We start from the raw sequence: 13,914 nt of genomic DNA, 5'->3' as shown, positions 1-13,914 counted from the left end.
TGATCAAAAATTTGCTTGATACTTTTTATGAGTGCTGATTCATACTAAGGTTATAAGTACAAATATATTCGAGGAGATATGACTTTGGATGTCGCAGAAAAAAATAACTTAGATAGTCAACAGAATTTAAGTAATGAGGATGCGGTTAAGGAAAGCTCTTCGCCCACTGAAAAACATGAAGATTTTAGCAGTACAACGTCAGAAACTACGAGTTCAATTTGCCTCGGAGAAGATGCCTTCGATAAAGTGATGCCACTTTGCGATGTTGCCTGCATTGTTTCAACTCCGACAGGTAAAGTTCTTAAGTGCCGAACTAAATATATAGGTTTGCATTCTAAAAGTATTCTTTTACTTGAAATGCCAATGGTCTCGCCTCAGGAAAAATCAATTTTTATGAGACAAGGTTACCCCCTTAAAGCCTGTGTTATTTCTTCTAAAGGTGAAGGCGCTAGAGTCTATTTTAAGACTAAGATTGAATATGTTTTGAGTGGTGAGGATACTGACTTGCTGCTCGTTACTTTACCTTCTGCAACACAGGTCGTTGTTGGTTTGCGTGAAAGTGCCCGTTTAGAAATCAATCTCGATGGTTTTCTTGAACCATCAGACAAAAAGTACCAATGCCAAGTAAGGGATATTTCCCACCAAGGGTGCTTAATTGTTGTTGACAGGGATAAAGTTAGTTACCGAATTGGTTCTTTGATAAGTCTAAATATCTGCAGTTCAAACAAAGATGTTCCCCTAGTTGATGAAACGCTTCAAGCGATGGTGAAAAACATATCAAAAATAGGACGTTACTATAAGTATGGTGTTAAGTTTGAAGAGGAAAGCCTCGAAAGTGTGGACTCTCTTATTGAAGGTTTAAACTATTGTGCTTTGCAGCAGAGGTTTACGCTTTAAAAAATTAAATTGTGGTTTCCTCTAATATTAAGCTTTTCGACACAACCTCGATAATATTTTAAACTATACGACAATCTGCATCGGTCTTTATAATATCAAGTGTCTTTTGTCTAAGGCCTATTATCTATAGGACAAAAAATGTGAGAAAGTCGGTTAAACATTTGCATCCGTCATTACCTATTGATAGAGCACCTTCGGATTTTTTTATGAATTTCGAAGCTTTTCTATCGAATACGGAAACAAGAATGCATAGCCATCCTTGGGGGCAGGTTCAGCTAATTAGTGGTGGTATTCTTGAAATGGAAGCTCAAGGAACTCGATTTCTTGCGCCGCCTCACCTTGCGATTTGGGTTCCTGCTGGCGTTATGCATACCAGTTATAATCGAAAGCCTTTGTCATATTGTTCGTTAAATATTGCTGAGCGATTAACAACAAACTTCCCAAGTAGTACCAGTTTGATAAAAATCACACCAATAGTGTCGTCAATCATTGATGATTTTCGTCACAGAGAGATTAATATAGCCCAAAGTGAGCAGGATAAGAGATTAATACAAGTATTACTTGATCAGCTGGCAACTCGAGATACTCAACATCACTTTTTGCCTTCTTCCGATAATAAATATTTAGCCACGATATTAGCAGAGGTAGAAGAGAGCCCGCTTGATATCACTAGTCTTGCGCAATGGGCAGAAAAAGTCCATACCACTGAGCGGACTTTGGCTAGGCACTGCCAGTCTGAGCTCGGAATGAGTTTTACCGAGTGGAGGCTAAGAGTTCGTTACCTCTACTCGATGGAACTGCTACGAAGTGGCCAATCGGTTAAGGAAGTGGCATTAACTCTAGGCTATAACCAAGCCAGCCCATTTATTGCAATGTTCAAAAAGTACGCTGGGCAAACCCCTGAACAGTACAAAAATAAGCTTCGCTAATTGAATAGCTCATCTGAGGTAATTAGATCTTAGTTAGTACATAATCTAAACCACCCTTGATGGCGGCAACTTGAGCTTGATTACATTCCTCTGCTGTAACTTTTGGGCTGTCAGGATAGACTTCCGTTGTAGTACTGTAGATGGAATTTGTCACGCCACCACATAGTCCGAGTTTAGCCATTGGATAGTTTATTACACCTTTTTGAATGACAGGTGAACCAATAATTTTAGCGTTTTGATCTGCTGGTGCAATATGCGTTACATCACTCACTGATTTGATAACCGCAGTTTGAAAATCGGGTTGAGGGTTTTCACTATCCCCAACTGTGTAAAACCCGTCCGGAACTATTCCTGGTGTAAAGTCAGCACCGTCTCGTGCCGCTAGAGCTGGCCTAAATTCAGTTTCATCAGTGTCGGTAGTTTCATGCAAGTCGAAATGAACCAGAATGGTTTGTTCGACTGAATTTACTAGCTTGATAAGATTCGCTGATTCTTCGGCAGGGCTATCAGCGTAGAAAGAACGGTTTGGATCTATAGCAAGTGGATTCCATCGATTTATGGTCTCGTAACCCCATGGGCTGATACAGGGAGCAACCATGATATTGAAATATTTGCTGTAGTTTTCCATCTGGGTGTCAACAAATTGGAGAGCGCCATGAACACCGCTGGTTTCATAGCCATGCACACCACCCGTAATTAACACAACAGGTTTGTTGCTTTCCCAGTTATTACTCTTGATACAAAACAAAGGGTAGCGCTCTAAGTCATAAGATAATGCGCCATACTGCTCGACCTTAAATCGGTCTGTGAGTGCGTGGATTTTTGTTACCACTTCTTTGTGGTAGTCACGTTTGATTGAGGCATGGTCTCGCCAAGATTGATACTCGGCGTCTTGCCATTTTTTACCAGTAGTCCCGATTGGGTAAAATTCCTTTGCCTGCATTACATTTCCTATTGTTTGGGAGCATTAGACACACAGCATAAAATGCTCTTTTAATAGAAGCAATTCATATAATCTGCAGCGATAGTATTGAGCTTATAGTATTTATATCAGTAATTGAGTTTAAGTATGGGAATCTAGGTGGTACATTTAACAGCATATCAGTATGTTTAAAGAGACCCCTTATGGCTGGTGCGAGCTTATTAACTTTATTAGATGATATTGCTACGGTATTAGATGACGTTGCTTTGATGTCGAAAGTTGCCGCAAAAAAGACTGCTGGAGTATTAGGTGATGATTTAGCATTGAATGCTCAACAGGTATCTGGTGTTGCAGCCGAACGAGAGATTCCTATTGTACTAAGTGTCGCCAAGGGATCTTTTCGCAATAAATTAATTTTGGTACCAGCAGCGTTGCTCATTAGTTCTATTGCTCCTTGGTTAATTATGCCTTTACTTTTGATTGGTGGGCTATTTCTTTGTTTTGAAGGTGCAGAAAAAATAGCGGAAAGCCTATTTCATGCGGAGCAAGTTGAAGAAGACGAGGTTCCAACTGGGTCTATTGAGGAATATGAGACACGTAAGATTGCAGGAGCGGTGCGAACTGACTTTATTCTATCGGCTGAAATCATTGTCATTGCTTTGGGTACTGTACAGGGGCATTCAATGATTACACAAGTCATGGTCGTCAGCTTTATTGCGATACTAATGACCATTGGTGTTTATGGCTTGGTAGCAGGTATTGTTAAGCTTGATGATCTAGGCTTTTATTTGAATCGTATTTCCAAAGGCAAGGGAATAAGAGCTTGGCTTGGTCAAATCCTTATCGCTTTTGCACCCAAGTTAATGAAATTCCTTGCAGTTGTGGGGACAGCTGCCATGTTCATAGTTGGTGGTGGTATTGTTGTACATAATGTTCCCGTAATACATCATTGGATAGAGCCGGTGCTGTTGAATCTGCCCAATTTACCCTTAGCACATCTTCTGATCCCATCAATTCTGAATGGTCTGATAGGCTTGCTGGCAGGGGCTATGGTATTACTTGTTTGGACAGGTATAGAGAAAGTTCGCCACAGAAATTAAATCGTGGCAGTAGTGTATGTCGCTACTTTTATTTTGGCGTTTTTTACACAGGTCATAGTTCTGCAATGTCGATGAGTGCATCGACTAGAATCTCACTTGGTTGAGCTCCAGAAAGTAAGTGTTTTTTTTCAATTATCATGGCTGGTACAGCATTAATGCCAGCTTCAAGCCATTGGTGTTCTGTGGATGAAACGGTTTCAGCCCAGCTCTCATCTTCTAAGATTTGTTCACAGAGATTTCGCTCGAGTTCAAGAGAATCTGCGATATTAAGCAATGTTTGTGGATTGCTGATATCTTGGTTATGGGTGAAATAAGCTTTAAATAGAGCCATTTCTAACTCTAATTGTAGGTTTTTCGACTGTGCCCAAAGTAATAACTGATGAGCTTTACGGGTATTATAAATCTTCATGTCGTCCGTAAAGTTGAACTTGAAGCCCAAATCGTGGCCTAGCTCGGTAATGGTTTGTCTAGCAGATATGCTGGCTTCAAGCGAAGTACCGTATTTTTCAGTAATGTGCTCTCTAAGATTTTGCCCTTCGCGTTTCATCATTGGATTAAGCTCGAAAGGATGCCAGTAGATTTCAGCTTTGAGGCTATCAGACAATGTCAAAAGAGCGTTCTCAAGGTTTTTATACCCTATGATACACCACGGACATACTATATCTGATATGAGGTCGATACGGACACTTTTAATCATCGATAACTATTAACCCCTTGTTTGACTTTATTAAGCACCAAGACCTGAGAGGTTTGTTAGTAGTAAGAAAAAAAAAGCCCTCTCCCGTTGGGGGAGGACTTAAGCGTAATTAAAGCTTGAATTTATTAAGTATAGCATCCTGCTCTCTAATATTTTCGGTTTGAGCTTGCATAGCGACATTGGCATTTTCTGCTGCTTCAGCAACTTGTTCCGACAGATCTTTTATCTTAACCGTATTGTTATTGATTTCCTCTGCGACTAGGTTCTGTTCTTCAGCCGCAGATGCAATTTGCATATTCATATCACTGATACTCTGAATTGCAGCACGAATACTGTTAAGTGCATTATTGGCTTCTTCTGCGCGTAATACTGCGCCATCGGCTGTTTCCTTACTCATGTTCATTGCATTGGCTACTGATGTTGCACCAGACTGTAGCTGTTCGATCATGTTACGAATTTCTGTCGTTGACTCTTGGGTTCTTTGAGCAAGGGTTCTAACTTCATCAGCGACCACAGCGAAGCCTCGTCCAGACTCACCCGCCCGTGCGGCTTCAATCGCGGCGTTAAGTGCTAGCAAATTAGTTTGATCGGCGATGTCATTGATAACCTTAAGGATGGTTTCTATGTTATCCGTTGCCGACTCTAGATTTTTTACTTCTTCTACTGCTTCATCAATACGTTGGGAAAGCTCACTGATTGATGCAGATGTATCACCGACCACCTTTGTGCCAACTTGAGTTGCGTCATCGGCGTCTTTTGCTGCTGCTGCTGCTCCTTGGGCGTTATCTGCTACGTTTCCTGATGTTGTTGTCATTTCATGCATAGCAGTTGCGAGTTGCTCGAGTTCTTGCAGCTGATCCTGCATGGCACTAGCTGACCCTTGTAAGCCCGATGAAGTCATTTCTGATCCTTTAAGGATCTCCTCACCAATTGATTTTGATTGAGTCAATAGCTGTTGAAGCGTGCCAATAAATGTATTAAAGCCTTCGGCCAATTGGGAAAACTCTTGGTCTGTCGCTGTATCTAAGCGTTGTGTTAGGTCACCATCACCAGAAGCTACATCTTGGATTGCGTTATTAAGTGTGCCCAAAGGACGCATAAGCGCTGTTATCAACACAAGCAGAATAGCCACGCTGATCACCAAGGCAATTGCAGTGTACACTATGGAGCTGTTACGCAAGTCGGTCAGTGATTGGTAGGCGATTTCTTCATCCAATATGACACCTATATACCAGTTTTCTCCGGGTACTTTTGAATAGTCGAGAGTATATTTTTTACCTTCTATTTCTATCTGTTGTGGATCTTCTTTGATAGTGACTTCGCCGAGAAAGTCTTTCATCGGCTTACCGTTCATTTCGGTATTTGGGTGAGCAATAGTTGTTCCATCACCTGATACGATAAACACATAACCAGCATCAAAAAGTTGAACTTTATTCACCAGCTCTGCTAATCCTGCCAAGCTTACATCGTAAAAAATAGCACCGATAAAGTCACCATTGTCATAGACGGGAGTGGCGATAGAAACCAAAATCTCACCACTTGCCGAATCAGCATACGGGGCTGTGATAATTAGCTTTCCGGATTTTTTTGCATCTATGTACCAAGGTCGAGCCCGAGGGTCCCATGTTGGACCAGGGCTCCAACCAGGATCATTATTGATATTTGAACCATCTTCTTCAAACCCCAACCCAGCTAAAAGAAAGGTTTCTTTTACAATTGGACGAGTGATGACCATTTCTATTGCACTAGGAGAAAGGTTCGCCTCAAGCATACTGGTTGCATAATTAGCAATTATCTTTCGACTGTTAATCTCTGCTTCTGTTGTATCCCGGACACCGTCAACAATTTCGGCAACACTAGAGGTAACGAGTGATTTGACTTCGGCTTGGACTGTGTAGTACTGCTGGAGTGTCAGTAATGATACCGTGGCTAAAAATAGAAGAGATGATGCCGCCACGATTTTATGGCTGAATTTCATTGTCGACTTCCCATGTCATTAAAGCTTATGTCTTCTATTATAGTGCGATAGTGAGCAAATGCTCATTATCAGGGTGTGCCAAATGTTATTTTTTTACTTTGAATAGGGAAAATTAGCCGGAGTTATCTTATTGAACCTGTTTTTATACCTGCTTATGGCTGAGTTTGTGCCAATTTATATTATTTTAATATTCAGCTGTTTATATGGAATTTAAACTAAAAATTATCTTTAAATTTACGAGCTTTCAGCGGAGGTATACCCAAGAATACTTTGCTCTAATTGTGTAAAAACAAAGTGGTTATTTTCGAATAAATCAGCGATAACCTTGGATCTTTTTACACCTGACTGCATGCGTTTGGTTGCTTCCCTTAATTTAAGTGCTAAGTGCTGTTCTGCCAAAAGCTTATTGTCGCTTATTGATGGTGACCATTGTTTAAGGTAGGCAGTCAGTTTACTTTCCATCAACTTAGGATCTAAGGTTACCAGGTCATCCAGTAGTACAACGAGGAGCTTCTGCTGTGACTCATGAGATTGCTGACTATCTAATAGCCTATTAAGGATTGCGGTGGTTAATTCGTTGAGTTGTACGTAGCCACCTTTTTGAGGCAGCAATGCTGAAACTCGAGATGAAACCTCGACTCTTTGAACTTGAGTTCTGGGGAAAAAAGTGAGAGCGCATAATGAATCAAATGGAATCCAGACGGTCTGACCTCTTTCAATGACATATTCAACTTTACCAAACTTTAGCAAAGCCATTCCTTGTTCTACTTTTAGTAGTATATGCTTAAGGCTTTTTCTTCTATGCTGCACTACTAGATAGGGAAAATCATCATTATGATTGGAGATTGAGTAATGCATAGGTTGATTCGGACTCTTATGGTGCAGGAGAAGTTAAGGGTAACGTTTCTAGTGATAAAAACCAACTTAACAATGATTTTTGATCCATTCAGTAAATCAATGCTGGTCGGACCTTAATTATTATTGCGAACTATAGCTGCTAATCACCCGTTCTCAGCGTAGAATAGGCATGTTTCCTACGAGAATAAGTAATACATGACTGCTAATAAAGACCCTTATTTTGATATTCGTCCATACAACGACGATGAAATTCCAGCTGCGATCAATCGACTGATTGCCGATGAAGAGTTCATCAGTGCAATTCTTCAGCATAGATTTGCTCGCCACGCTAGCTGGTTAAAGACTCTGATGTCACCATTGGTAAAGGTCTATCTTAAAATGAAGTGGTCTAAGCTCAACTCTGTCGATAGTATTCAGACGGAAGTGAAGAAGTACCTTGAGCAAACACTCAATACAACCACGGCAGGTGTGACGTACTCAGGTCTGGATAAATTGGACCAACAGAAGTCGTATCTATTTATCTCTAATCATCGGGATATTGCGATGGATCCAGCATTGGTGAATTACGGCTTGAGCAAAAGTGAGCACAAAACAGTTCGCATTGCGATTGGCGATAACTTGCTGAAAAAGCCATGCGCTACCGAGTTGATGAGGCTTAATAAGAGCTTTATTGTTAAGCGCTCTGTTAAGGGGCCGCGAGAAATGATGAAAGCATTAGGTACTTTATCTAGTTATATCAAGCATTCATTAGACTCAGGAAACTCGATCTGGATTGCACAGAAAGAAGGGCGAGCTAAGGATGGGAATGATTTTACCGACCCAGTTATTCTTAAAATGTTTCATGTAGAGGGCCGTAAGCAAAAAATTGAATTCTCCGAATATATACAGTCTCTTAGAATAGTCCCTGTGTCTATTTCGTATGAAAATGATCCTTGCGATATCGCTAAAGCGCTGGAGTTGTATGAACTTGAGACTCGCGGCAGCTATGAAAAAAGTGAGTTTGAGGATATCTACAGTATTATTCAAGGTATTGTTGGTGAAAAAGGGCGCGTACATGTTGCATTTGGTGATGTGATTAATAGTGAGTTTGACTCTCCAGAAGCGCTGGCTGAAGAAGTTGATCGCCAAATACATGCTAACTATAAACTTTATCCAATCAATGAATTAGCAGCAGGTAATGAAGAGGTTGAACAGAATATCAAAGATGTATTGTCTAGTAAGATGAATCAACTGCCAGAAGAAGCGCAGGCTCACTTACTTGCAAGTTATGCCAACCCACTTAAAAATAAGGGCGCTTAAATTAGCGTCTTTATTCCACTTTTTCTATGGCGCAACAGCCCCACCTAAGTTTAAACTCTTAGGCCATTTTGAAATACGGTTACCACCGAGGAAAATATTTCCTTTTACGGTCATTTTATTGGGAAATTCAGTGATTTTTGAACCACCAATATACAGGTTACCTTCAACGACTATCCCTTCAGGTAATGCATCTAAAGGTGTTCTAATAACACTCAGATCTCCTTTTACTTTTAAACGTGCTGGGAGTTTAGTCAAAGGTGTATCTGTTAGGTTTATATATCCACCAACCTTGACACCACCTGGCCAGCGAGTCATTTGTGAAGCGAGTAGGTTCGCATAACCCTTTATGTTGACACCTTTAGCTATCTTTTTTAGTGCACTATTTGAAGCATCTAAGCTTCCTTGAATATCAACATCAGCTGGAATCTCTTTAATGCTTGTTTTGGCAATATTGAGATTACCTTTGACGACTAAACCTGCTGGCAACTCGGAATAAGGCTTATTACGTAAGTCCAGATTACCATAGTTGTCGATATGATTAAGAATGTGGTAATGGTTTATCGGTTCGCTTAGCGCCTTAGTAGTAAACAAACCGGCTATGATAATGGCGAACCATTGCTTCATATCGTGACCCTAAAAGTGATTTATTATAAGTATTAACGACGGGCCAATGTCGGGTCAATATTATATATCGAGATTGCAAGCAAAAGCGGACATATCGCCCGCTTTTTATTTTTAACGGGCTAGAGAGCGAGCCTTAAGTTCGAAAATTAATTTTTCAGCACTGACACTAAATTTAAATTTAGCATTAAGTTGGGTTGAGTTTTCTGTGAGCGTTGTTACGTGGTATTGAACATCTTTGGATACTTGATAAGCTAAGTCGATGTATTTTTCTAACTCAGTTTCTAGCATGGTTTTGTTTTCAGAATGAATGGTGACTTCTGCAATATCATCACCTTCTTTAATAATGAAACCCATTTCACCAGCACAGCCACATGCCTCACAGATCTCGGCACTCTCCTGTTTTGTGTTCATTATGATAATCCTCTTACAAAAATTAAGGTTATTTTATCGATATATTCGATAGTGGTCCACAAAAATCCATTAGCCTTAATAAATACTTTTATAAAATGTTATGTTATAAGAAGGTTGCAAAATCTTTAGCATTGATAGACATGTTAGATAATGTGATTTTAGTCATATATTAATAAATATCATGTGTTTGTCGGTTGAGGATAGTGTTTATCGAGTTGTAAGCAATCTTAATTTATACGATTATCGGAAGCTAAATTATATAAAAGAAAGATAGCAATTGTTATTTTTATAAATTTCGATGATGTCGTGGTGTATAAAATTATCTTATATGACCTTATAAACATTGGTTTATTCAAGAACTGTCTTAGATTCGATGGTGTTTTTGTTGTTATCCCTTCAAAGGTCTTTGTCTAATGTTATGTAGGATAGTTAATAGGCATCATAAGTAATTTGCTTAAGTTAGATGGATTTATAGAGAGAAGAGCCCGAACATGCCAAAGCGTAGTAAAGAAGAGACCGAAATCACGATTCAGAAGATCATGGATGCTGTCGTGGACCAGCTGTTACGTTTAGGGTATGACAAAATGTCATACACTACTCTGAGCCAGCAAACAGGCGTGTCGAGAACAGGCATTAGCCACCACTTCCCTAAAAAAACAGATTTCACGGCGGCCCTCGATGGGCGAATTTTTAAGATGTTTGTTGAACATCTGAGCTTAGATGGCAGTTTGCAAGACTTTTCAGATAGTTGGAATAGAGCATTAGACAGCTCAGAATTTTTGGCAATACTTCGTTTGCTGTTCCACCATATTGTGACTTCACAGAATACGCATGATTTTGCGAAACTTGGCATTGATCGTTTATATCAAACAGCAGAGTCTCAGTTTGGTGGAAATAGTGCTAAAGAAATCGAGTGGCTGATCGGTAAGTCACTGGTAAAAATGTCAAAATAAACTAACAATATTCACAGCTACTATGTGGGTCTGTTGATCTTTTGTATTGAACCAAATTAAACTGCAAAAGATCAACTGGATTTGGAAATGCCTTCCACTTGGAAAGTTTTTATATCTTTCTAAATTGGTTGACCAATTGGCCTTGGGATTTTAAGTTTTCGACTAAGCCTTCACATTCTTCTTTCGTGTCACTGGCAAGAATGTTGGTCGCTGAACACACCTCACTAATGGATTGAACGCTGGAGTTCATATCTTCAGTAACTCGAGCCATTTCTTCAATGGCGGTCGCTATTTGATTATTGCGATCAGATATATCGGTCACTTGGCCAAATAATGCATCCAGCTTTTCCCCTGAAGTGTCAGCGCAACTTACGCACACTTCAGAGAGCTTGTTACCTTCATCCATTGCCTGGACGGCTTTATCTGTACTGGTTTGAATGAGCTTAATGATGTTCTGTATTTCTTCTGTCGATTCATGACTTCGCTGAGCAAGTTTCCGCACTTCATCAGCAACTACTGCAAAACCACGGCCTTGATCGCCAGCTCGAGCGGCTTCTATAGCGGCATTAAGAGCTAGAAGGTTTGTTTGTTCTGCGACACCTTGTATAACAACGAGTACTTCACCAATGGTACGTCCATGTTCAGAGAGTTGCTGCACAACACCTGATGCGACTTCTAACTGACTGGAAAGCTCATTCATAGATGTGAGGGTTTGCTCGACCGATGTTTTGCCTTCAACGACCGCTGCATTAGCCTTTTCAGTCGCATCAGAAGCATTTTGCGCATTTTGAGCAATTTCATGAGCGGTTGAGTGCATTTGATTGATTGCAGCAGCGACTTGCTCAGTTTCCGATGTTTGTCCTGAAAGATTATCTGCTGTTGTTTCGCAGTTGTTAGCAGAAGACTGTGCTGCTGTAGCAATTTGCTGATTTGAATCTTGAATCCGGCCAACGACCGCATTGAGCTCAGATTGTCTCATCTTCATTGCTAAAGAAATTTCTGATATATCATCTACTTCACCGTTATAGACTAACTCCATTAATGGATTATCAAATACCTTTCGAGCTTGTTTGGAGATTGCTTCTAAACGTCTTGTTAGCCAAAAGCCTGAAAGTGTAGCCAATACAAAAAATACCCAGATTGCGGCAATAGGAGAGAGACTTGCTACAGCGGTAGAAATAATACCAGAGCATAAAAATGCAGCTCCAAGTCTTTGCCACAAGCGTGTCCGAGGTATTTTAAGCTTGGTAGGTGTTTTACCCGCTTTGAGCTGGGCGTAGATTTTTTCTGCATTGGCAACATGTTGACGACTAGGGCTTAAACGGACCGATTGGTATTCTGCAATTTTCCCATTTACTTTGATTGGGGAAGCAAAGGCGTCGACCCAATAATGGTCGCCATTTTTGCAGCGATTTTTGACAATCCCCATCCAAGACTTACCCGATTTCAAAAAATCCCACATATCTTTAAATGCTTCTGGTGGCATATCAGGGTGACGAACAAGGTTATGGGGTTGATCGATAAGTTCATCGATTGTGTAGCCTGCAACGTCACAAAATTCTTTGCTGGCATAAATGATGTGACTGCTCGTTTTCGTTATAGAGAGCAAGTTAAACTCTGGCGGATAAGTGACCTCTTTTTGAGTCACTGGCTTGTTTACGCGCATTGGGCTAACCCTGTTTAGTCTAAGCTACATTGGAATTAATGTATTTGTCATTAGTATATGCAGAAAAATGGATATTTGAGAACGTCGAAGTATCTAGTAACTTCAGTCGTTATCCTTTACAGCATAATCTTACGATCTAGTCGATGTTAACCTTTTTAATAATATTGTTATTGTTATTGGTGCGGTTAGAGGGCGATGATAGAAGATCTTGACGAGTGCTAGTTGTACTTCGATACTTAAGAAATTCGAAGAGCTCGTAAATGGTTGGGAGTCGGCGTACAATTTCATCAAGCTCTAGAGTAAATCATTAAGTCCACATTAATCTGTGGGTGCAAGTAGTCCCGGGAGTGGGAATGAGTGAGCATCTGACTAGCGTACTTATTGTTGATGATAATGCTGAAAATAGAGTATTGCTTAGTGGGTTGCTAAAACCCCACCATCGCCTGTTTGTTGCAACTGGTGGTCAACAAGCGATTAATATTTGTAAGAAAAAAAAACCAGACATTGTACTTTTGGATATCATGATGCCAGAGATGGATGGCTATGAAGTCTGCGAACGGCTATCTGCTGACCCAGATACTTTTGATATTCCAATCATATTCCTAACGGCCAAATCGCAAATTGAAGATGAGCAAAAGGGTTTTGAAATAGGTGCCGTAGACTATATTCACAAACCAGTAAGCCCTCCGATATTGATATCTCGTATTAATACTCACTTAAAGCTGAAAAATGCGGTCAACGAGTTAGCTAAGCAAAATGAATTACTTGAAAAGCGAGTAAAAGAGCGTACATACGAGTTAGAAATGATACAAGATGCAACTATTGGCGCGATGGCATCGCTTGCGGAAACGCGTGATAATGAAACAGGTAATCATATCCGCCGTACGCAAAACTATGTAAAAGTGTTAGCAGAAGAATTAATTAATATGGGGCACTATGCCGACGAGTTAACGCCGGAAACCATTACCTTGTTATATAAGTCAGCACCGCTGCATGATATTGGAAAAGTCGGGATCCCTGACGGAGTGCTTTTAAAGCCTGGTAAGTTAACGGCAGAAGAGTTTGATGTGATGAAGCGTCACACTATACTGGGCCGAGCGGTTTTGATGTCGGTGGAAGATTCGATTGACTTTAAATGTGAATTTTTAACTATAGCGAAAGAAATTGCCTATAGTCATCAGGAAAAATGGGATGGTAGTGGTTACCCAGAAGGACTATCGGGCACGGATATCCCGCTAAGTGCTCGTTTAATGGCGCTTGCAGATGTTTATGATGCTCTAATTTGTGAGCGTGTTTATAAGCCCGCCTTTCCGCACGATAAAGCACTTGAAATTATCGCAGAAGGAGGAGGTAGCCACTTTGAACCTCTTGTCGTAGAAGCTTTTCTAAATGTTGAACATGTATTTAGAGAAATAGCGACTAAATTTAGAGATGACGGTTTTGAAGACGAAGCAATTAATTTTTTGTCTGACGATGAATAGTCTACATAGGACGATTTATCTTTTTTGGTGTAACCATTTGTTAGTAGGTTCTGTGTTGTTTGGCAATGATGAATTATCTCCTCCGAGCTTGTAAATTTT

The 13,914-nt window shown here is 40.3% G+C and carries 13 protein-coding genes; 6 read left to right on the top strand and 7 right to left on the bottom strand.

What is annotated here, in order from left to right:
• The first annotated feature begins 78 nt into the window (after positions 1-78).
• Together OCV27_RS19755 and OCV27_RS19750 are read left to right on the top strand one after the other, a co-directional pair.
• A complete protein-coding gene (locus OCV27_RS19755) occupies positions 79-897 on the top strand; it encodes a PilZ domain-containing protein (protein WP_185759765.1) in 819 nt (272 codons plus the stop codon).
• 140 nt (positions 898-1,037) lie between these two features.
• Positions 1,038-1,826, top strand: a complete 789-nt coding sequence (locus tag OCV27_RS19750; protein ID WP_125320780.1) for an AraC family transcriptional regulator — start codon at positions 1,038-1,040, stop codon at positions 1,824-1,826.
• A gap of 22 nt (positions 1,827-1,848) precedes the next feature.
• On the opposite strand, the gene OCV27_RS19745 is transcribed toward OCV27_RS19750, so the two are convergent.
• A complete protein-coding gene (locus OCV27_RS19745) occupies positions 1,849-2,769 on the bottom strand; it encodes a M14 family metallopeptidase (protein WP_125320779.1) in 921 nt (306 codons plus the stop codon).
• A 182-nt stretch (positions 2,770-2,951) separates the two neighbouring features.
• Here OCV27_RS19745 and OCV27_RS19740 point away from each other — a divergent pair, with 182 nt between their 5' ends.
• Positions 2,952-3,848, top strand: a complete 897-nt coding sequence (locus OCV27_RS19740) for a DUF808 domain-containing protein (RefSeq protein ID WP_125320778.1) — start codon at positions 2,952-2,954, stop codon at positions 3,846-3,848.
• Between the two features lie 52 nt (positions 3,849-3,900).
• Here the strand turns inward: OCV27_RS19740 and OCV27_RS19735 are convergent, their stop codons facing one another.
• The 3 genes from OCV27_RS19735 to OCV27_RS19725 all read right to left on the bottom strand — a co-directional run bounded on the left by OCV27_RS19735 (position 3,901) and on the right by OCV27_RS19725 (position 7,381).
• A complete protein-coding gene (locus OCV27_RS19735) occupies positions 3,901-4,545 on the bottom strand; it encodes a DsbA family oxidoreductase (protein WP_171360587.1) in 645 nt (214 codons plus the stop codon).
• Positions 4,546-4,654: 109 nt separating this feature from the next.
• On the bottom strand, positions 4,655-6,523 hold the full coding sequence (locus OCV27_RS19730) for a methyl-accepting chemotaxis protein (protein ID WP_125320777.1): 1,869 nt from the start codon (positions 6,521-6,523) through the stop codon (positions 4,655-4,657).
• A 234-nt stretch (positions 6,524-6,757) separates the two neighbouring features.
• Positions 6,758-7,381, bottom strand: a complete 624-nt coding sequence (locus OCV27_RS19725) for an AraC family transcriptional regulator (RefSeq protein WP_245986697.1) — start codon at positions 7,379-7,381, stop codon at positions 6,758-6,760.
• 195 nt (positions 7,382-7,576) lie between these two features.
• Here OCV27_RS19725 and OCV27_RS19720 point away from each other — a divergent pair, with 195 nt between their 5' ends.
• On the top strand, positions 7,577-8,680 hold the full coding sequence (locus OCV27_RS19720) for a 1-acyl-sn-glycerol-3-phosphate acyltransferase (protein WP_125320776.1): 1,104 nt from the start codon (positions 7,577-7,579) through the stop codon (positions 8,678-8,680).
• A gap of 24 nt (positions 8,681-8,704) precedes the next feature.
• Here OCV27_RS19720 and OCV27_RS19715 read toward each other — a convergent pair whose 3' ends face one another.
• Together OCV27_RS19715 and OCV27_RS19710 are read right to left on the bottom strand one after the other, a co-directional pair.
• Complete coding sequence (locus OCV27_RS19715) at positions 8,705-9,304, bottom strand: leucine-rich repeat domain-containing protein (protein ID WP_125320775.1); 600 nt, start codon at positions 9,302-9,304, stop codon at positions 8,705-8,707.
• A gap of 111 nt (positions 9,305-9,415) precedes the next feature.
• Positions 9,416-9,715: a YfcZ/YiiS family protein gene (locus OCV27_RS19710; RefSeq protein WP_125320774.1), complete on the bottom strand. Its 300-nt coding sequence runs from the start codon at positions 9,713-9,715 to the stop codon at positions 9,416-9,418.
• Positions 9,716-10,206: 491 nt separating this feature from the next.
• Here OCV27_RS19710 and OCV27_RS19705 point away from each other — a divergent pair, with 491 nt between their 5' ends.
• Positions 10,207-10,668: a TetR/AcrR family transcriptional regulator gene (locus OCV27_RS19705; protein ID WP_125323224.1), complete on the top strand. Its 462-nt coding sequence runs from the start codon at positions 10,207-10,209 to the stop codon at positions 10,666-10,668.
• A 109-nt stretch (positions 10,669-10,777) separates the two neighbouring features.
• Here OCV27_RS19705 and OCV27_RS19700 read toward each other — a convergent pair whose 3' ends face one another.
• Complete coding sequence (locus OCV27_RS19700) at positions 10,778-12,334, bottom strand: methyl-accepting chemotaxis protein (protein WP_125323223.1); 1,557 nt, start codon at positions 12,332-12,334, stop codon at positions 10,778-10,780.
• A gap of 353 nt (positions 12,335-12,687) precedes the next feature.
• On the opposite strand from OCV27_RS19700, the gene OCV27_RS19695 reads away from it, so the two are divergent.
• Positions 12,688-13,815, top strand: coding sequence for a response regulator (locus OCV27_RS19695; RefSeq protein ID WP_125323222.1), 1,128 nt, complete (start codon positions 12,688-12,690; stop codon positions 13,813-13,815).
• Positions 13,816-13,914 lie beyond the last annotated feature (99 nt).

The organism is Vibrio pectenicida (assembly GCA_024347015.1).
Taxonomy (GTDB): domain Bacteria; phylum Pseudomonadota; class Gammaproteobacteria; order Enterobacterales; family Vibrionaceae; genus Vibrio; species Vibrio pectenicida.
This window is presented reverse-complemented; position numbering and strand designations above follow the sequence as displayed.

What these genes read in the sequence shown, in the direction of transcription:
- OCV27_RS19745 (WP_125320779.1), bottom strand. Translation starts at nt 2,769, where the DNA reads ATGCAGGCAAAGGAATTTTACCCAATCGGGACTACTGGTAAAAAATGG.
- OCV27_RS19735 (WP_171360587.1), bottom strand. Translation starts at nt 4,545, where the DNA reads ATGATTAAAAGTGTCCGTATCGACCTCATATCAGATATAGTATGTCCG.
- OCV27_RS19710 (WP_125320774.1), bottom strand. Translation starts at nt 9,715, where the DNA reads ATGAACACAAAACAGGAGAGTGCCGAGATCTGTGAGGCATGTGGCTGT.
- OCV27_RS19700 (WP_125323223.1), bottom strand. Translation starts at nt 12,334, where the DNA reads ATGCGCGTAAACAAGCCAGTGACTCAAAAAGAGGTCACTTATCCGCCA.
- OCV27_RS19705 (WP_125323224.1), top strand. Translation starts at nt 10,207, where the DNA reads ATGCCAAAGCGTAGTAAAGAAGAGACCGAAATCACGATTCAGAAGATC.
- OCV27_RS19740 (WP_125320778.1), top strand. Translation starts at nt 2,952, where the DNA reads ATGGCTGGTGCGAGCTTATTAACTTTATTAGATGATATTGCTACGGTA.
- OCV27_RS19730 (WP_125320777.1), bottom strand. Translation starts at nt 6,523, where the DNA reads ATGAAATTCAGCCATAAAATCGTGGCGGCATCATCTCTTCTATTTTTA.
- OCV27_RS19720 (WP_125320776.1), top strand. Translation starts at nt 7,577, where the DNA reads ATGACTGCTAATAAAGACCCTTATTTTGATATTCGTCCATACAACGAC.
- OCV27_RS19715 (WP_125320775.1), bottom strand. Translation starts at nt 9,304, where the DNA reads ATGAAGCAATGGTTCGCCATTATCATAGCCGGTTTGTTTACTACTAAG.
- OCV27_RS19755 (WP_185759765.1), top strand. Translation starts at nt 79, where the DNA reads ATGACTTTGGATGTCGCAGAAAAAAATAACTTAGATAGTCAACAGAAT.
- OCV27_RS19695 (WP_125323222.1), top strand. Translation starts at nt 12,688, where the DNA reads ATGAGTGAGCATCTGACTAGCGTACTTATTGTTGATGATAATGCTGAA.
- OCV27_RS19725 (WP_245986697.1), bottom strand. Translation starts at nt 7,381, where the DNA reads ATGCATTACTCAATCTCCAATCATAATGATGATTTTCCCTATCTAGTA.